This is a genomic window from Gracilibacillus salinarum, from assembly GCF_022919575.1.
Lineage (GTDB): Bacteria > Bacillota > Bacilli > Bacillales > Amphibacillaceae > Gracilibacillus > Gracilibacillus salinarum.
This window is the reverse complement of the sequence record NZ_CP095071.1, coordinates 2,140,098-2,159,070: the sequence shown is the minus strand read 5'-3', so window position 1 is coordinate 2,159,070 and position 18,973 is coordinate 2,140,098. Positions and strand designations below refer to the sequence as shown.

The 18,973-nt window shown below is 40.9% G+C and carries 18 protein-coding genes; 12 read left to right on the top strand and 6 right to left on the bottom strand.

The window, feature by feature from the left end:
- The first annotated feature begins 22 nt into the window (after positions 1 to 22).
- Entirely contained in the window at positions 23 to 799 is a 777-nt protein-coding gene (locus tag MUN87_RS10035) for a sulfite exporter TauE/SafE family protein (protein WP_244747631.1), read from the top strand.
- 110 nt (positions 800 to 909) lie between these two features.
- Entirely contained in the window at positions 910 to 1,428 is a 519-nt protein-coding gene (locus tag MUN87_RS10030; RefSeq protein WP_244747630.1) for a TlpA disulfide reductase family protein, read from the top strand.
- Positions 1,429 to 2,031: 603 nt separating this feature from the next.
- On the opposite strand, the gene MUN87_RS10025 is transcribed toward MUN87_RS10030, so the two are convergent.
- The 4 genes from MUN87_RS10025 to MUN87_RS10010 form a co-directional block, all read right to left on the bottom strand.
- Positions 2,032 to 2,439, bottom strand: a complete 408-nt coding sequence (locus MUN87_RS10025) for an NUDIX hydrolase (RefSeq protein WP_244747944.1) — start codon at positions 2,437 to 2,439, stop codon at positions 2,032 to 2,034.
- A 59-nt stretch (positions 2,440 to 2,498) separates the two neighbouring features.
- Positions 2,499 to 2,738: a hypothetical protein gene (locus tag MUN87_RS10020; RefSeq protein ID WP_244747629.1), complete on the bottom strand. Its 240-nt coding sequence runs from the start codon at positions 2,736 to 2,738 to the stop codon at positions 2,499 to 2,501.
- A 52-nt stretch (positions 2,739 to 2,790) separates the two neighbouring features.
- Complete coding sequence (locus MUN87_RS10015) at positions 2,791 to 3,222, bottom strand: VOC family protein (protein ID WP_244747628.1); 432 nt, start codon at positions 3,220 to 3,222, stop codon at positions 2,791 to 2,793.
- A gap of 116 nt (positions 3,223 to 3,338) precedes the next feature.
- Positions 3,339 to 3,644: a hypothetical protein gene (locus tag MUN87_RS10010; protein ID WP_244747627.1), complete on the bottom strand. Its 306-nt coding sequence runs from the start codon at positions 3,642 to 3,644 to the stop codon at positions 3,339 to 3,341.
- Between the two features lie 309 nt (positions 3,645 to 3,953).
- On the opposite strand from MUN87_RS10010, the gene MUN87_RS10005 reads away from it, so the two are divergent.
- The 5 genes from MUN87_RS10005 to MUN87_RS09985 all read left to right on the top strand — a co-directional run bounded on the left by MUN87_RS10005 (position 3,954) and on the right by MUN87_RS09985 (position 10,511).
- Positions 3,954 to 6,116: a DNA topoisomerase III gene (locus MUN87_RS10005; protein ID WP_244747626.1), complete on the top strand. Its 2,163-nt coding sequence runs from the start codon at positions 3,954 to 3,956 to the stop codon at positions 6,114 to 6,116.
- 1,097 nt (positions 6,117 to 7,213) lie between these two features.
- Positions 7,214 to 8,131, top strand: coding sequence for an ABC transporter ATP-binding protein (locus MUN87_RS10000; RefSeq protein ID WP_244747625.1), 918 nt, complete (start codon positions 7,214 to 7,216; stop codon positions 8,129 to 8,131).
- Positions 8,124 to 8,903: a DUF2705 family protein gene (locus MUN87_RS09995; protein WP_244747624.1), complete on the top strand. Its 780-nt coding sequence runs from the start codon at positions 8,124 to 8,126 to the stop codon at positions 8,901 to 8,903. The genes MUN87_RS10000 and MUN87_RS09995 overlap by 8 nt, the downstream gene beginning before the upstream one ends.
- Before the next feature lie 45 nt (positions 8,904 to 8,948).
- Positions 8,949 to 9,584 (top strand): response regulator transcription factor, encoded by a 636-nt coding sequence (locus tag MUN87_RS09990; RefSeq protein ID WP_369414026.1) that lies wholly within the window; start codon positions 8,949 to 8,951, stop codon positions 9,582 to 9,584.
- An 18-nt stretch (positions 9,585 to 9,602) separates the two neighbouring features.
- The gene (locus tag MUN87_RS09985) at positions 9,603 to 10,511 is read left to right on the top strand and encodes a sensor histidine kinase (RefSeq protein ID WP_244747623.1); all 909 of its coding nucleotides are present in this window, start codon (positions 9,603 to 9,605) and stop codon (positions 10,509 to 10,511) included.
- Positions 10,512 to 11,448: 937 nt separating this feature from the next.
- Here the strand turns inward: MUN87_RS09985 and MUN87_RS09980 are convergent.
- Together MUN87_RS09980 and MUN87_RS09975 are read right to left on the bottom strand one after the other, a co-directional pair.
- Positions 11,449 to 12,915: a potassium/proton antiporter gene (locus MUN87_RS09980; RefSeq protein WP_244747622.1), complete on the bottom strand. Its 1,467-nt coding sequence runs from the start codon at positions 12,913 to 12,915 to the stop codon at positions 11,449 to 11,451.
- A gap of 16 nt (positions 12,916 to 12,931) precedes the next feature.
- On the bottom strand, positions 12,932 to 13,483 hold the full coding sequence (locus MUN87_RS09975) for a tyrosine-type recombinase/integrase (RefSeq protein WP_244747621.1): 552 nt from the start codon (positions 13,481 to 13,483) through the stop codon (positions 12,932 to 12,934).
- Between the two features lie 186 nt (positions 13,484 to 13,669).
- Here MUN87_RS09975 and MUN87_RS09970 point away from each other — a divergent pair, with 186 nt between their 5' ends.
- The 5 genes from MUN87_RS09970 to MUN87_RS09950 all read left to right on the top strand — a co-directional run bounded on the left by MUN87_RS09970 (position 13,670) and on the right by MUN87_RS09950 (position 18,965).
- Positions 13,670 to 15,937 carry a beta-galactosidase gene (locus MUN87_RS09970; RefSeq protein ID WP_244747620.1) on the top strand — a complete coding sequence of 756 codons (2,268 nt, stop codon included), beginning with the start codon at positions 13,670 to 13,672 and terminating at the stop codon, positions 15,935 to 15,937.
- Between the two features lie 74 nt (positions 15,938 to 16,011).
- Positions 16,012 to 17,283: a LysM peptidoglycan-binding domain-containing protein gene (locus tag MUN87_RS09965; protein ID WP_244747619.1), complete on the top strand. Its 1,272-nt coding sequence runs from the start codon at positions 16,012 to 16,014 to the stop codon at positions 17,281 to 17,283.
- 91 nt (positions 17,284 to 17,374) lie between these two features.
- Positions 17,375 to 17,890: a hypothetical protein gene (locus tag MUN87_RS09960; RefSeq protein WP_244747618.1), complete on the top strand. Its 516-nt coding sequence runs from the start codon at positions 17,375 to 17,377 to the stop codon at positions 17,888 to 17,890.
- Between the two features lie 2 nt (positions 17,891 to 17,892).
- On the top strand, positions 17,893 to 18,453 hold the full coding sequence (locus tag MUN87_RS09955) for an NUDIX hydrolase (protein ID WP_244747617.1): 561 nt from the start codon (positions 17,893 to 17,895) through the stop codon (positions 18,451 to 18,453).
- Complete coding sequence (locus tag MUN87_RS09950) at positions 18,450 to 18,965, top strand: GrpB family protein (RefSeq protein WP_244747616.1); 516 nt, start codon at positions 18,450 to 18,452, stop codon at positions 18,963 to 18,965. The genes MUN87_RS09955 and MUN87_RS09950 overlap by 4 nt, the downstream gene beginning before the upstream one ends.
- Positions 18,966 to 18,973: the final 8 nt, after the last annotated feature.

Below are 18,973 nucleotides of genomic sequence, written 5' to 3'. Positions count from 1 at the left end.
CTGCTTTATAGGAGGTGTAAGGATGGATGCAATGTTTCTCATCACCATTTTTCTGATAGGTTTTGCCGGCTCTTTTATCTCAGGAATGATCGGGATTGGTGGATCGATTATCAATTATCCGATGTTATTATATATTCCGTCATTGTTAGGGTTCACTGCCTTTACTGCACATGAGGTGTCTGGCATTACCGCTGTCCAGGTTTTTTTCGCGACGATTGGTGGTGTCTGGGTATATCGTAAGGGTGGATATGTCAATAAAGCATTGATTCTGTATATGGGAATCAGTATTTTAATTGGTAGCTTTATAGGTAGTTTTGGATCACGTTTGTTATCAGAAGCAGGAATTAACATCACGTATGGTATCTTAGCATTAATAGCTGCGGTCATAATGTTTCTGCCAAAGAAAGGAATGGATGAAACACCACTGGAGCAAGTTACATTCTCAAAAGGACTGGCAGTTGCCTTATCACTTTTGGTCGGAGTAGGAGCGGGGATTGTCGGAGCAGCAGGAGCTTTTCTATTAGTGCCGATTATGCTGGTAGTCTTGAAGATTCCCACAAGAATGACGATTGCTTCTTCTTTAGCGATTACATTTATTTCGTCAATTGGGACAACACTTGGAAAAATGACTTCTGGACAAATTGACTATTATCCAGCGCTGATTATGGTCATTGCTAGTTTGATTGCTTCACCTTTGGGTGCGATGACGGGTAAGAAAATAAATACAAGTTTATTGCAAATGATCTTGGCACTATTAATCGTCGGAACAGCGGTGAAAATGTGGATGGACATCTTGTAATCGTATAAAACTTGCTGGGTAAGCTGACATTATTTGCTGTGCTATCACATATTAGTAGTTATAGAGTATGCCTTGTAATAGGACATCCTGCATACAGGAGGTAACTTATAATGAAAAAAATACTACCAATCGTTATGTTGTTAGCAATGGCTGTATGGGCAGTGTTTAACTTTGTGAAACAGGATTCAAGCGCTGAAGAGAAGGATGTAGGTTTACAAATCGGTAATCTGGCACCAGACTTTGAGTTGCAGACCTTAGCTGGTGAAACGGTACGATTATCCGATTTTCGTGGAGAGCCTGTCCTGTTGAATTTTTGGGCAACATGGTGCGGACCGTGCCGCTCGGAGATGCCTGATATGCAACGATTCCACGAAGATACAGGAGCAGCAGTATTAGCAATCAACTTAACCGATACCGAAACAAACACGCAGAATGTCCCCGATTTTCAAAAGGAATATGCCTTAACGTTTCCGATTTTGCTGGATGAAGACGGGAAGGTTAGTAAACGATATGAAATAAGACCGATTCCGACAACCTATATTATCGATTCCGATGGCATCATTCAGTTTTTTGTATTCGGTCCATTAAACTATGAACAGATGAAGCTGGAATTTGATAAGCTTGAATAAGCAAAAAGTTCTGATCATCGTTGTCCGTTGATCAGAACTTTATTTTAATAGATAAAAGAGTAGTTCTTATAATGTGGATTATGTAAACTAACAGCTTAGTATTTATTTTGAAATGATTCATGTGCTAGAATACAGCTCCTGCCAACCACTTCGCGTCCTGCGGGGCACGGCTGAAGCTAGGCTACTACTTGCGTTACTTCTTTGCTGCCTTGCACCGAGGAAGCCTACTTCGAAGCATTACTAGTAGACGTAGGTGCAGACGTTGTGGATCTTCAGCACCTGCCTGTCCCGCGGGAGTCTACGTGGTTGGCCTACGCTAAAGTTTAGCTCTACAACTAATATCACTGCTAGTATATAGAGTGCTATGCTTCTGTGTCTTACCTCATTGTTAGATGTATCATGTTTAGTGCTACTGCTTTTAGCTGTGCCGATCGTTGTAGCACTTCCCTAAAGCGGAGCCTATTTCCGGAGCTTTGTAAAGCACATCAAATCTATCAAAATGACAGCAAAGTCAGATAGCTCTACTTTACATAATCCACATTATAGGAAGTTGTCTATTATTTATGTCAATTAAAACCGGGCTGGTAAGGCCCGGTCCTAAATTTAGAATGTCACAAGAAATGGCTGTTTTTCGTGATTCAAGCAGTGTTCTATTCGTTCCCGAAAATTCCCCCATGTCACCATTTTCAATGCCTGATCAACTGGGAAGAAGCCAACCTCTAAGCTTTCTGGACTGGTAGTGGGCTGTCCGCCGACTGCTTTTGCCAGAAATAAAGTATTACATATCGAACGATTGACATTCTGAAAGATGCCGCAGAATTGGATGATTTCCACATCGATTCCTGATTCTTCTTTTGTTTCCCTAATGGCAGCATCTTGCAGCGATTCGCCTTCTTCTACTTGCCCACCAGGCATTTCCCATCCTCTTTTTGGTCCTTTTATCAATAAGATTTCGTTCTTATCATTGCGTATAACGGAAGCTGCTGACACAATATGTTTCGGTGGCTCCATCATCCATTCCTCCTTCGGGATTTAATCACGGTGCTAATCGTCCGTAATACCCTACTGATTTATGCTGGTGTCTCGTCGGATCCAATAATACAGTGCAAATATAAACAGGAAAAGGGGATGGCTGCAACCATTTTCCATCCATTATTTGCACCGGAAAAATAATAAGCAATGGGTAACGAGGTAAACATACTGATCAGCATAAACAGCCATGATTTTTTGAACAGACCAAACAGAACCATTACGATCGATAGTACGAGACAAATTTGCCAAAGAAAAACTGTTAGTGTAAAGCTATTCATTAGACTCCTGCTCCTTTTATTACGGCGCTAACCGTCCGTAATACTTCCACTGTTAGAAAGTTAACATGGCGCCTCTTTCATCAAAGACAGCAGATGGATTCCAAGCTACTTCCCAAATATTATTCTCAGGATCAGCAAAATAAGCTGTTCTTCCACCCCAAAAAGCATCACTTGGTTTACGGAGGATGGTGGCTCCGGCTTCTTTGATTGCATCCATGGTCTGATCCACTTCCTCGGCACTGTCTACATTAATCGCGAAGGTTACACCATGGAATTTCTCCGGTTTTTTTTCTAATGTGATACCGGCATCATTGGCTAGTTCTTCCACTGGAAAAAGGGTAAGCATAACACCAGCTGTTTGAAAGGCTGCATAGCTATCGGAACTAAACGCTGTTTCCACCCAGCCTAATTTCTGATAGAAAGAGCGAAGCATTGGTAAATCGAAAGCGCCTATGGTAATAAGACTTATGCGTTGTTTGACCATCGTATGAAGTTCCTCCTATAAAAATAAGTTATAACTATATAATTCGATGATGGCTTGTCTGATTCCTGCATAGGTAACAGAACTAACGATGGTAATTTTCACAATTAATAATAATATCACCGCTTCTTGGGACTTATTTCATTAATTCGATCATGTGCCTGCTTGGTCGATTCCTCCAATCTGGTTACTCGCTCCGATATTTCTGCGACTACTTTTTCGTTGGCTTTTAAATCGACCTTAATATCATCTACTCCTCTGCTAATATAGAGAAGAGAAGTGCGAACCTCTGCTTCTTTTTCGGTTTCCGATTTCATATGTTGATCGGCTTGTAATTTCTGTCTTTGTTTGTTGAGCTGATAACCCATGAAAGCAGTGATTAGAGATAAGCATGCAATAATAATACCTAGCAATTCTGCACTCATAATCAACCACCCCTTGTACAGCATATGCGAATCTTGCCATTTCGTATACGCAATCTGACCCCCTTTCCGAAAACAGCTTCTTCATCCCTTTTCCACTATACGCATTGTCGTGTTAAAATAAAGTGAGACTTCAATCAGTGGGGGTATTACGGACGGTTTGCACCGTGATAAAAAATGACGTATGTTAAAGTATAAGTACGTGTCAAAAAGTTTTCGAATGAGTAGCAAGAAAGTTCGATAAAGTGAACATATCAAGAGGTTCGCTGCTTATCCTGTAAAGAAGTGAAGGTATGAGAAAGGATTGTATATATGAGTAAAACAGTAGTAATTGCAGAAAAACCTTCAGTAGGTCGTGATATTGCACGTGTACTGAAGTGTAATAAAAAGGGCAACGGGTATTTAGAAGGTTCTTCCTACATTGTGACGTGGGCGCTTGGCCATTTAGTGACATTAGCGGATCCTGAGGCATACGACAATAAGTATAAAACATGGAATCTTGATGATTTGCCGATGCTTCCACAAAACTTGAAGCTGGTCGTCATCAAGAAAACCGGAAAGCAATTTCAAACGGTCAAAAGTCAATTGATTCGTAAAGATGTCAAGGATGTTGTCATTGCAACAGATGCCGGACGTGAAGGGGAACTGGTTGCACGCTGGATCCTGGATAAAGTTCGGATCAATAAACCGGTCAAGCGTTTGTGGATTTCGTCTGTAACGGACCAGGCAATTAAGAAAGGCTTCCAATATCTCAAGCCAGCCAAACAATATGATAATCTTTATGCTTCAGCCGTCGCAAGATCTGAAGCCGATTGGTATGTAGGATTGAACGCAACAAGAGCATTAACGACCAAGTTTAACGCGCAATTATCGAGTGGTCGTGTGCAAACACCAACATTAGAGATGATCGCAACAAGAGAAAAAGAAATTAAACAATTTAAGCCGAAGAAGTTTTATCAGATCAAAGCGAAGACCAACGACGGGATTACGTTAACCTGGCAGCATCCGAAAGGGGAAAAGCGCATATTTGATCAGCAAAAGGCGAAACAGCTTGTATCAAAGCTGCAAAACCAGCCGCTCAAAGTAGCCAGCATCGATAAAAAGCAGAAAAAAAACTATGCGCCAACGTTATATGACTTAACCGATTTGCAGCGCGATGCCAACCGTATTTTTGGTTTTTCCGGGAAACAAACGTTATCGATTATGCAGAAATTGTATGAACAGCATAAAGTATTAACATACCCGCGTACGGATTCCAAATATATCTCAACGGATATTGTTCCAACGTTAAAAGAACGAGTGGCAAGCTGTGGTGTTGGTCCATATGCCAAAGCAGCCAATCAAATTAAAAAGCAGCCGATCAAGGCCAATAAATCATTTGTCGACAATGCCAAAGTTTCCGATCACCACGCGATTATTCCGACAGAAGAACCTGTCTACTTATCGAAATTATCAGATCAGGAACAAAAGATTTATGACCTGGTGATCAAACGTTTCTTAGCTGTCCTGCTTCCGCCTTTTCAGTTTGAACAAATCCAATTAACCGCTGATTTAGCAGGTGAGACGTTCACGGCAAGCGGTAAACGTGTGATCGATTTAGGTTACAAGAAAGTCTATAATGATGAACAGGAACAGGATGACGAACAAAAAATCGGTAACATCAGTGAAAATCATACTTGGAAACAGCCGACATTAACGATGACAGAAGGCGAAACGAAGCCACCAGAGCGTCTGACAGAAGGTACGTTACTAAGTGCAATGGAAAACCCGGCGAAGTTCCTCCAGGATAATGAAAAGCATGCCACCAAAACATTAAAGGAAACAGGTGGTCTCGGTACCGTTGCAACCAGAGCGGACATCATTGAGAAGCTGTTCAATACGTTTTATATGGAGAAAAAAGGCAAGTATCTCTATTTAACGTCAAAAGGGAAACAGCTGTTAGACCTTGTGCCAGATGACTTGCGTTCGCCAATGTTAACGGCTGAGTGGGAGAAGAAGCTAACTCAAATTGCAAATGGTAAGCTGAAGAAAGAAGCGTTCTTGCAAGAAATCAAAGGCTATACGAAAGAAGTGGTCCATCAGGTAAAAACAAGTGACGCCAAGTATAAGCACGATAATATGACCGGCACGAAATGTCCGAAATGTGGCAAGTTAATGCTCGAAGTTAATGGCAAAAAAGGACGCATGCTCGTCTGTCAGGATCGCGAGTGCGGCGAACGTAAACCGATCGCGAAGAAAACAAATGCCCGCTGTCCAAATTGTCACAAGCGTATGGAAATGAGAGGACAGGGAGATGCCCAGACCTTCTCTTGTGTATGTGGATATCGCGAGAAATTATCCACCTTCCAGAAACGGAAAGAAAAACAAGGAAAGAATAAAGCAACGAAACGGGACGTTAATAAGTATCTGAAAAAGCAGGATGATGATTTCGCCAACACCGCTTTAGCAGATGCACTGAAAAAACTGAAGAAATAAGTGTAGAACGATACAAGGTGAGAGATGGCCTTGTATCGTTTTTGTTTATACAAAATTTTAGCAATGAAGAAGTTCGACGTAGTGAAAATTAGTATGTACCAAGTATAAGAAATTTTGTGCCGCCTTTTAACATGACCAGCCATGTCCAGCTACAGCACACAGAAACTAGCCGACTTCCTGCATCCTTTACGATGAAGAATACTTGCCGATCAGAGGATCAGTCGTCCTTATGCTCTTAGGCGAAATTATCATCGGCATCACTTGCATATTGTGATACCTCAGTCGCTATGTTTCTATACGGGTGCTTGCGCTTTTCTAATAAGAATGAAAACGATATAATCATTCGCATTAGTAAGATAATAAAAAGCAATATCAGAAAGTTCTTTTACTATATTTGTATGGATTAGCGAGAAAGGAACCAAAAGTGGGGAGCAGCCATCAGAGATTTGTATCGATTAGCAAGAAAGGAACCAAAAGTGGGGAGCAGCCATCAGAGATTTGTATCGTTTAGCAAGAAAGGAACCAAAAGTGGGAAGCAGCCATCAGAGATTTGTATCGTTTAGCAAGAAAGGAACCAAAAGTGGGGAGCAGCCATCAGAGATTTGTATTGTTTAGCGAGAAAGGAACCAAAAGTGGAAAGCAGCCATCAGAGATTTGTATCGTTTAGCAAGAAAGGAACCAAAAGTGAGGAGCAGCCATCAGAGATTTGTATCGTTTAGCAAGAAAGGAAACAAAAGTGGAAAGCATCCACCGGAGATTTGTATCGTTTAGCAAGAAAGGAACCAAAAGTGGGAGCAGCTATCAGAGATTTGTATCGTTTAGCGAGAAAGGAACCAAAAGTGGGGAGCAGTCACCAGATATTTGTAGTGTTTAAAAAGATAAGCACAGGCCGGCACATAGACTCCCGCGAAGAGCAGAATCCCGGCACATGAATCAATTTAAAATGACCACTAAGCTGCTAGATTGCATAATTCGTATTTCAGGTAGTTCCGTACACAAAGAGTAAATCTTTACACTTTTTTTATACTTTTCTAGTCAAATTATTGATAACTGTCATTTATGCTATAGATATTACGATTGAAAGGAAGAGAGTGCTTATGTCAGATACGATTCTGAAAGCTACGAATATTTCAAAGATATACGGCTCACACCGGGCGTTAAATAAAGTGAGTCTGAAGATTAAACGCGGGATGATTTATGGATTGATCGGGGCTAATGGAGCGGGGAAATCTACGTTCATGCGAACCGTCATGGGCCTAATCTCTACGGATGAGGGAGCGCTTGAATTATTTGGTCAATCTGGAGTGAAGGAATTACAGCAGGCAAGGAGAAAAATGGGCCAATCGATTGAAACACCAGCACTTTATCCTAACCTGAGCGCTAGAGAAAACCTGCAAGTTCAAGCGGCAAATGGTGGGGTAAGTGAACGGGAAATTAACTATTTACTGCAATTAATGAACCTTAGCGATACAGGTAAAAAGAAAGCAAAAAACTTCTCATTAGGAATGCGTCAGCGTTTGGCGATCGCTTCTACTTTAATTACCAATCCTGAATTCTTAATACTCGATGAACCGACGAATGGACTTGATCCTTCCGGTATTGTCGAAATGCGGTCGATTATTCAACGATTGGTGACAGAACGAGGCATCACGGTATTGCTTTCCAGTCATTTGCTTGATGAATTGTCACAGGTTGCGACCCATTATGGTATTTTGCACGATGGAGAGTTAATCAGTGAATTTTCGAAGGAAGAGCTGGCAGGCAAAACGCGTCAGTACATGGAGTTGGAAACAGCAGATGTGCAGCAAGCAATCGTCGTTCTCGATCAATTAAATGTGAAGGATTATGAAGTAATAAATGGGACGGAAATATATATTTATGAACAATTGGATAACGTCGCGGACATCAATCATGCGTTGGTTCTGGCTAATGTGAAGGTGTCCCGAATAGGAACAACGCGGCAAAAATTAGAAGATTACTTTTTACAATTAACAGGTGGTGGCGAGCATGCTTAATCTTCTTACAGCAGAAAGAATTAAATTATTCCGAAGTAGAAAACTAATCATAGTTCTAGCTATATTGGCGATTCTTCCTATTATCCAAGTAGCCAACAGCAAAATGACGGTGCATTATGGGAACGAGCTGGTCCAAGTAATTGACACAGTCATCAATGGTGCAACAGGTGTACTGATGATCAAGAAGAATGGATTAACCGTACTGCTCGTATTAAGTGCATTTATTAATTTGTTTATAGGAGAAGAATTTCAAAACGGCACAATTCGAAATGCGTTGTCACTAGGAAGGAGTCGTACCCACTATTATGCGTCGAAGCTAGTCATTGCCGCGATTCTTTCATTAGTTGGTGTACTGATAATGGCGGTGATTGGTATGATCAGCTATTCCGCTGTATTTGGATTTGGTGAAGTGGCGGAAATAAATAATTATGCCGTCTATGCTGTTCAATCGTTCGGCACGCTTTACTTATTGATTCTGGCAAATGTTTCGATTTATGTGATGATTACCTTTCTGACAAAAAACAGTGCGGTTTCGCTGATTTGGAGTTTTCTATATACATTGGCCACAGGATTTGGTGCAGGGATCTTTCAGCAAACCGAACATTTTAAACAAGTGACTTATTGGTTTACGGAATCCTTTTTGTTTTATTTCAATTTCGCAAGTACTGAAGATGTGGCAAGATACCCTGAGATGATGCTAGTAAGTTTGATTACAATCATGATATCATCGATCATAGGAATTGTTATATTCAAACGAACAGATATAAAGTAGGGCGATAATATGACAACGATATTAATTATGGAAGACGATTAAGCCATTCACTCTTTAATAAAAGAGGCGCTCGAATTAGAAGGATTCACCACGATAAGTGCTTTTTCGGGAACGGAAGGGAAATTGCTGTTTGAGCAATATCAGATCGATTTAGTGCTGTTGGATCTGATGCTTCCCGGAATGAATGGAGATGTTTTTCTGGAAGACATCCGTAACAGTTCAACGGTGCCAGTGATTGTAATTTCCGCAATCAATGCACAAGCTTCTAAATTAGAGCTGCTGACGAGTGGAGCAGATGATTACATTACCAAACCGTTTGATGTGAAGGAATTACTGGCCCGCGTGCAGATACAACTGCGTCATGCTGAAAAAGCAACGGATAGCATGATAAAGGAAGTACAATACAAGAATATCAGTGTGAATATCGATACACGTGAGGTCAAGTGTAATAAACAAGTCATTCATCTCACAGGACGTGAATATGCGATTCTGCTTCTATTGCTTGCCCATCCGCACAAAGTATTCAGTCGTGCTAACATTTATGAAAGTGTGTGGAACGAACCGTTTTTAGCAAATGATAAAACGATTAACATGCATATCAGTAATCTGCGTCAAAAGCTAAATGTGGAAGATACCAATTATATTAAAACAGTGTGGGGGATTGGCTTTAAATTTGATTAGTGAGAGGAAGTATTCGTGATGTGGGGATTGGTATTTGTATTTCTTTCCTTAGCGCTTCTTTTCTATCTTTTTTTCCTTAAGCGAGAATTAAGAAAACTAAAAAAGGATATTCGCGCGCTTCCGGATCATTCCAGCTTTGGCAGTCGTTTATATCTCGATTTCCGTACGAAGGAATTGCTGGAGTTAGTCGATGAATTGAATGAGATGATCGATGCGTTTGAAGCGAAAAACCAGCAAACAAAACAGATGGAGGAAAACGTGAAAGTATCGATTGTCGGTCTTTCTCATGATTTAAGGACACCACTGACTGCGATGAATGGTTATGTGCAGCTGTTGCAAACAACAACCGATGACAAGAAAAAAGCACATTATTTACCTATCATCGAACAATCGATCAAGCGGCTGTTGGATATGACCGAGCATTTTTATGATTTAGCACGGATCGAAACGAACCAAAAGGATTTGGAGTTGCGTTCACTGTTATTTCCAAAACTAGTGGAGGAAATCTTTCTAGATTATTATGAGCAATTTGAGGATAAGCAAATAGAGGTCCGGTTTCCAGAACAAATTGATTCACAACGTATTATTGGAGATAAGCTGATGTTAATACGGGTTATTCAGAACCTCGTTCAAAACATCTTGCGTTATGCCAAAAGCAAAGCAATAATCAGTTATCAAAGTGATCACCAGTATCTTATTTTACGAGTGGAAAATGACATCAAACCTGATAGCAAAATCGCTATCGAAAAAGTTTTTATGCGATTTTATACGGAAGTTACCAGCAGAACCAATACAGAATCTAGCGGCCTGGGCCTGTATTTATCCAAACAGATTATCGAAAAAATGAATGGAAAAATGGAAGCGAAACTGCAGGGAGAATGGTTTGTTCTTGAAATGTATATTCCGCTTGATAGGATGGATGTTTAAGATTATAACTTTGAAAAGTTTTTCAATACAAAGGGTTTTTGAAACAAAAAAAATAACGAAGATACCGGGAACTCATCGAACTAGATTCGTGCTTTACGGCAGGAAAGTATAATTTTTAACAATGAAGGATCTCGATGTAGAAGTAATCATGCTGAATAGGAAGATAGGTTCCTATAATATGGATTATGTCCACTAGCCATTGCTAGCCGAGCATCCATATTGAGATATTTAATGTGCTGGGATACCACTCCGGCCAACCACTTCGCGTCCTGCGGGGCACGGCTGAAGCTAACTTTGTGAAGAAGGGCACTTCACAAAGTGGATCTTCAGCGCCTGCATAATCCCGCGGGAGTCTACGTGGTTGGCCTACGCTATGGCTTTGCTCTACAATTAATAATACAGCTAGTATTTTGTTCGGTATCCTTTAGTGTCTATACCTCATCTTTAATATGGATAATGCCTAGCACCTCTGCTTTTCACTTTTATATACGTTGTAGCACTTCCCTTAAGCGTAGGAAATAGGCGGAGACTCCCGTGGAATCAGCGCGAGCTGAAGATCCATTTATGAAAGAAAAGAATTTTCTTTCATAAATTAGCTGAAGCCGTGCCCACAGGACGCGGAGCCTATTTCCGGAGCTTTGCTAAGCAGATAAAATTTTCAAAATGACCGTTTTGCCATATAGCCTTAGTTGACATAATCCATATTATAGGAAGTTGTTTATTAATTAAGTCAACTAGGTCCGGATGATTTATGCCCGGTTTTTCTTATGAAGTAAATACAAACACCCGGGAAGTGTAGCATGCTTTGGTCGAAAGAGCACTCCGATCGGACAATAACACTCCACTTTAATCACCTATTGATCGAAAGCGGGTACTGACGTACGAATTCACTATCTTGCTGCATACATTAACAAACAGAACTTCTTATTTCGTCATCCTAACTTTTCAACAACCGGTTCATCGTCGGCTTACTCTTCTTCGAAACCAGAATATACAGGATATCGCCGGTTTCGATCACTGTATCACCACTAGGTGTGACGAGTTCGTTTTTTCGGATGATGGCATTGATCAGGACATCATCAGGGAAATCGATGTTTTTGATGATGGACTGGTTAATCGGTGATTCTTCGTTGACTTCATATTCCATTATTTCGGCATTGGCTTTGCCTATCGAAACCAATTCCAATGAATGACGTGGTTCCACTTTCTTTGGACCTGTCAGTTTAAATATCTTTGCGAAGTAAGCGATAGTTGAGCCTTGTAATAAGGTAGACGTCAAGACAACGAAAAATACAACGTTAAAGATCATTGGACTGTTTTCGATTCCGGCAATGAGCGGATAGGTGGCCAGAACGATTGGAACGGCACCTCGCAGTCCTGCCCAAGCTAGGAATAATTTATCCCGCCATTTGAATCCCATTCTGGTTGTCGAAAGGAAAACGGCAATCGGTCGGGCGATAATAATTAAGGTTACAGCGAGCAGGACAGCTTTCCAAATCACGTCAAAGGTTAATAATTGGGAAGGGAAAACGAGTAACCCTAAAATAATAAACATCACAATTTGCATGATCCAGGCAAAGCCTTCATGGAATTTGATAATCGAGTGACGATAGGTAAGGTCGGCATTCCCGATGAACATGGCCGCTAAATACACCGCTAATAAACCACTTGCTCCTACGAAATTCGTAATACTGTATGCCAGAAGTGCGAAAGCGACCGCAAATACAGGATACAAACCACTCGACTCTAAGTTGACGCGATTAATAGCGAAGATTCCTAGTTTACCAGCAAGAAAACCAATTAATAACCCCATTCCCATTTGCCAAAAGAAAGAGCCGAAGATTAACAAGTAGGATGGACTGTCGTTCGTTAATAACTCAATAAACGAGATCGTTAGAAAGACAGCCATCGGATCATTCGTACCAGATTCTACTTCCAATGTGGCACCTAATCTTTCCTTCACATTCTGTCCTTTTAACACAGAAAAAACAGCTGCCGCATCGGTCGAACCAACGATCGAACCAAATAAGAAAGCCTCCAGCCAGCTAATGTCCAGAATGAGCTTTGCAGCTACAGCGACAATCGATGTTGTGATTAATACGCCTAGTGTAGCTAGGGATAAGGCTGGTTTAGCAACAGATCTCACGGTCTTGAAGCTCGTTTGTAAACCACCTTCAAATAAAATAATGACTAATGCGATAATACCAATTACCTGAGCAAGTCTGGCATTATCAAAATAAATCAGACCTAACCCTTCACTGCCGCTGATCATACCGACAATGATAAACAGAATCAAGGAAGGAACTCCTAGTTTGGAAGATATTTTTGTTGTTAGAACACCAGTAATTAACAGGATGGAGGCGATAAACATGAAGTCTTCTAACGATAGTAATGCATGGTCCATTGTAACTCCTCCTTTTTTATAGATTTACATCAATCTGAATAATGGAGTCATTGTTATCGTGAATATCTAAATAATGTAATGTTTCATTGGTGGACGCGTGGTGGAACATTTTCTGCAGTAAGGATATCGCTACTCCTTTTTTGTAGGCATGATAGCCAAATGTTTTTCTTAGTGTGTGCGCACCGATGTTTTCTTGTACACCAATTGCTTCAGCGGCTTTCTTTATGATTCGGTATGCTTGTTGACGGGTGATAGGGGCATTTCCTTTGTTTGATTGAAATAAAAAATGGTCAGGCTGAAAATCTTTCATGTGTACATAGTCAAAAATCGCGTTCTGCGCATTTTGATTGAGGAAAAAAGGTGTGTCACTGTCGTTGGGGTAGAGATAAGACGTTACTTGCTGTCCATCCCAGACATCTCTCACGTTGAGGGTGAGTAAATCGGATAATCGGAGACCGGTGTTGATACCTAGAACAAAAAACAGGTAATCCCGCTTTGAATGACGAAGTAGGTGCTGTTTGATTTCATTAATGGCTTTTGGGTCCTTGATCGGATGGACAAATTCCATAATTACGCCTCCTAATGTTACATATTATTAATTATAAAGGTGATATGTAACATTATCAACTAATTGAACTGCTCTTTTATTAGGAGCAACAGAATATAATCCATCAAAAACCGAATATAATCAATAGAGTGTGAACGGTTTCTTTTATATAATGACAGTATTACGGAGGAAGTATAGGAGGAACTTATGCGTACCTATCAATTGGATATTACAACAGAACCGAAAGAAATTTATCCGGCATTAACCAATTTTCATCAACAAAATAAGACCGGTGACACGATCAGCTTCACTAATTATTATATGGAATGGAATCAGCAGCCATTTTTCGGTATTAGTGGAGAGTTTCATTTTAGCCGTTACTATGAACAATTCTGGGAAGATGAAATAATTAAAATGAAAATGAGTGGCATCAACATTATCTCAACTTATATTTTTTGGAATCACCATGAAGAAACCCAAGGAAGCTTTGTATGGGAAGACAATAAAAACGTCAGAAGATTTATCGAGTTGTGTGCCAAGCATCAATTGCTTGTTAATATTCGGATCGGTCCTTTTAATCATGGAGAAGCAAGGAATGGCGGCATGCCGGATTGGCTCTTTGGCCGTCCATTTTCATTGCGATCGAATGATGAGGAATACCTTTATTATGTGAAGAGACTTTTTCAGCAAATAGGCAAACAAGTAGACGGGCTTCTGTTTAAAGAGGGTGGTCCAATCATCAGTACGCAGTTGGAAAATGAATTTCAGCATGCTGGTGCACCGTGGGAAATGACGACAGGGACGAGCAATGAGTGGCTGGAGGCTGGCACGGACGGTGAAGCACACATCAAGCAACTGAAAAAGCTTGCGCTAGAAGTCGGAATCGATACGCCGATATACAGTGCAACTGGCTGGGGTGGTGCGGCTGCCCCGACAAATACTGTTCTGCCCTTGTGGGGTGGCTATGCCTACTGGCCGTGGATTTTTTATGGAGAGGTAGAAAAGCATCCAGCAACGCCTAGCTTTATCTTTCGAGATTACCATAACAATCAGGTACCCGAGACGTTTGATTTTGAGCCTGCTTATCAGCCGGAAAGTGTGCCATATGCCTGTGCTGAAATGGGCGGTGGCATGACGGTGTTTTACTATTATCGTTTTCAGTTGCCTTATCCAAGTGTCGATGCATTAAGTTCGATAAAAGTAGCGGGCGGTTGTAATTTTGTCGGCTATTATGTGTTCCATGGCGGCTCGAATCCGAAGGGGAAGCATACACCATTTCTAAATGAGACGGTCACACCGAAAATAAGTTATGACTACCAGGCACCGATCGGTGAATTCGGACAAGTCAGGGATTCCTATCACCGTTTGAAAAGACAGCACTTATTCTACCAGCAATACGGAAAAAGCTTTGCCAGCACGAAAACAATTTTACCAACGGAGGAAATTCAGCCGGAAGACATCGATACGGTACGGTATGCGGTTCGTACAGATGGAAAGTCGGGCTTTCTCTATATTAATAATTTTCAGGATCATATCGAGACGAAGGATCAGAAGGACTTTACCATTGAACTTAAGCGTGGGGATGACCTTATCCGATTTGCTTCATTATCCTTAGCGAAAGATGAAAATTGTATCCTGCCATTTCATATTGATCTGGATGGTATCCACCTTCGCTATGCGACCAATCAACTGATTACGGAAACGAGCTATCAGGGCGAAACGTATTATTTTTTCTTCACGCCAAAAGGGATGAGAAGTGAATACGTGTTAGATACTGCTGGGATTCGCGAAATACATGCAGCGGATGGAACGATTGAGCGAAAGGATAAAGATATCAGGGTTAACCTGCCACAGAAGCTGACCCGGTTGGATATAACGACAAATCAGGGTGAAATGGTTCATATTTGTACGCTTACGCATGAGCAAAGTATGCAGTTTTGGAAGGTGGATGACCGCATTCTCTTGACAAAAGCAAATGTGCTAGCCGGTGAATCCGGACTAAGATTAGAAAGCGAAGGGGCCGATAGCATCGACTTGGCAACTTTTCCACCGTTAGCAGATAAACAAGCCATATTTACGGAGTACAAGGTCCCATTTATCAAGGAAGAGATTGGCTTTGATGTCGATTACAGGTCAGATAACAAAGCGGTCATCACCTTTGCCCCAACGGCTTTTGCCAATGTAAAAGAATTATTGTTGAAAATCGATTATGAAGGGGACATTGGCTATGCATTTATTGATGGAGAGCTGATTCACGATCATTTTGCCAATCAGGACACATGGGAAATAGGGTTAAAACGATTTGAAAAAGAATTACTGGAAAAAGGGATGTATCTTTATATTTCTCCGATTAAGGAAGGGGTAGCGGTTAAAAGTGATTCATCAATGGCGGCCCGGACAGAAGTAGCGGAAAAAGTGACCGCTGCGATTGCATCGATTCAGGTTGTGCCGATTTATGAGGTAGGTATCGAGTAAGTTCACTTCCTCCTAAGTTTATGTACTAATTAGCCAATGCCAGACCATAAACTAGGTACAGGGAGGGGAAAAGTATGACCATCCATGTTGTAAAAAGTGGGGAATCGTTGTGGCAAATTGCAAATCTTTATCAGCTTCCGATCGTTACTATTATGGAAGTGAATGGATTACCTTCTGCCAATACAATCATCCCTGGACTGGCACTTTATATTCCGAATGTACCTGTTATTCAGAATAGAGCATATATGGTGAAAGCCGGCGATACCATCTGGCAGCTGGCAAATCGTTATAATACGACGATTGAAGCGATCATACAGGCAAACCCTGGTCTTAATCCTGCTGCATTATATGTAGGACAGATACTGATGATTCCAACAGCAATGAGACCTCAAATAGAGACTTTAGGTTTTGTGATTCCCTATTCACAGGAATCTGTGCTAACGGTTATCCGCTCGTTAGCGAATTTGCTTACGTATGTGGCCGTGGTGTCTTATTCATTTACTGACGAAGGCTATGCCTATGTATTGTTAGATGATACAGAAGTGGTGCGCGAAAGTAATCAGCTCGGTGTTACACCATTATTGATGATTCGTAATTTTACAGCAGAGGATTTTGATGCGGAATTAGCAGGCAACGTGTTTGCTAACCCTGTTTATCGCCGGAACTTAATTGATAGTTTAATGCGTTTCGTGAATGAAAAAGGATATGGCGGTGTTTCGCTCGATATCGAATTTATCCCACCTGCAAGAAGACAAAATTTTAATACCTTTTTGCAGGAATTGAAAGCGGCGCTCGGGTCCTTGATTTTACATGTAAATGTCCATGCCAAATCAGAGGACTTGCCAACCAATCGGATTGTTGGTGCCTATGACTACCAGCAGATTGGAGCAATAGCAGACATTGTAGCCATCATGACGATTGATTATGGCTATCCAGGTGGCCCGCCTGATCCAGTAGCGCCGTTGTGGTGGATGAATGAAGTTGTCCAGTATGCAACGAGCCTGATTGATTCCCGTAAGCTGCAAATTGCTTTTCCTTTGTACGGTTATGATTGGCGGGTGAGTGATAACAATACCACCGCTTTGTCGGTCAACGGAGCACAAGACCAGGCGATCGCAGCGAATACCGTGATTGCCTATAATCAGCCGGCAGCCTCGCCTTGGTATCGTTATTGGGACGGGACGGAAGAGCACATCGTCTGGTTTGAGGATAGCAGGAGTTACCAGGCGAAGTATAACGTCGTTGATTTATATCAGTTATTAGGTGTTACTTACTGGCAGTTAAATTTGCCAGCACCGCAAAATTGGGCCTATTTACATGATCATTATACCGTGACAAAGATTTGATTCTTAAGCACCCCTTACATCATCGAAGGGGTTCTTTTTGTGGGAAATTATGTTAAAATTATTTCGTGCACTTATAAAAAGGTGGGATTTTTTGCGGAAGATAGTAATAAATTGTGTGAGTTTGATTGCCTTGTTTTTCGCGGGAAGTTTTTCTAATATGGATATTTCGGCCCCATTAGGTGTTGGATCGTTAGGAAAAGGTTTCCCGGAAGGCAAAGAGATAGCGCTAGTGGAAGTCGGAAATAATAGTAAGTTTGGCGATATTCATATCGAAGAGGTACTGGTAAATAATGATCAGCAGCCTGAAAAAGTGAAAATGCAAGTAAGTAATCATGATAAAGGCATGATTGTTTCGGGAAACTTTAAGGGTGCCGAGGAGAAAGGATTCATTTTTAAAGAAGTATCAAATGTAAATCTGGAACCTGATACTGATCCTAACAGACAATTTGAAAAGGTTCAGCAAGGTATGGAAGAAGCAGATCTAATCACTTATGCCATCACACTGGTACATCAAGAGCGCGTAAATCAAGTGATTATTAAGTATCGTCATCTAGGTGAAGCATATGAAAAAGTAGTAGGGATAGATATGCCACAGTCTGGAGGTTAGTAATGAACAGATGGAAAACGCTAGAATCAAAGTATCTTCATAAAAGTCCTTTTGGTAATATCCGAAAAGATAGTTGCGAATTACCGAACGGCACTGTGATAGAAGACTATTATGTCAATGAATATGCGGCTTGGATAAATGCTATTGTTCTGACGAAAGATTATAAGTTAGTACTGGTAGAGCAATATCGTCATGTGGGTGAAGACTTTTTCTTAGAAGTTCCTGCTGGTAAAAAGGAAGGGAATGAAACAGATGAAGAAGGAATAGTCCGGGAAGTAAAGGAAGAAACGGGCTATATCAGTGAACAAAAGCCAATCCTTCTTGGGGAATTCATGGTTAATCCAGCAACGCAAAACAATTCTGTAAAAACCTTTCTGCTTTTGGAAGCGTTCCAAGCCTATCAGCAAGACTTAGATGAGACAGAAGATGTCAAAGTGAGAATGGTAGATTTTGAGCAGTTTGGCTATCAAATGACAACCAAGCAAATAAAGTCACAGTTATTCACTGCCAATGCCTATTTTATGGCGAAGAATTATCTGAGGCAGAAGGAAGTGGAACGTTGAGAAGAGTAAAGGTCTGCACGTATCAGAATATATGGCCGTCGATCTTTGCCACGGAAGCGGAGCAGCTGAAAGAAATCTTTGGTGGAGAGTGTACAGCTATTTATCACATTGGAAGTACAGCAGTTCCTGAACTCCACGCCAAGCCGATCATTGACATAATGCCGATTGTGAAAAAGATTGACATCATTGATACATATAATAACCAAATGAAGGAAATCGGCTATACACCAAAAGGAGAAAATGGTATTCCGCAACGCAGGTATTTTCAAAAAGGTGGCGATAATCGTACACATCATGTTCATATCTATCAGGAAGGAAGTCATCAAATTACAAGGCATTTAGCCTTTCGTGAATACTTAAGAGAGCATCCAGGTGAACGCAATCGCTATGGTCAATGGAAAGTGAAATTAGCAAATCAATTTCCTTATGAAATTAGTTCTTATATTGATGGGAAAGATGATCTCGTTAAGGAAATAGAGAATAAAGCGTTGGAATGGTATAAAGGTTTCTAAAAGGAGTA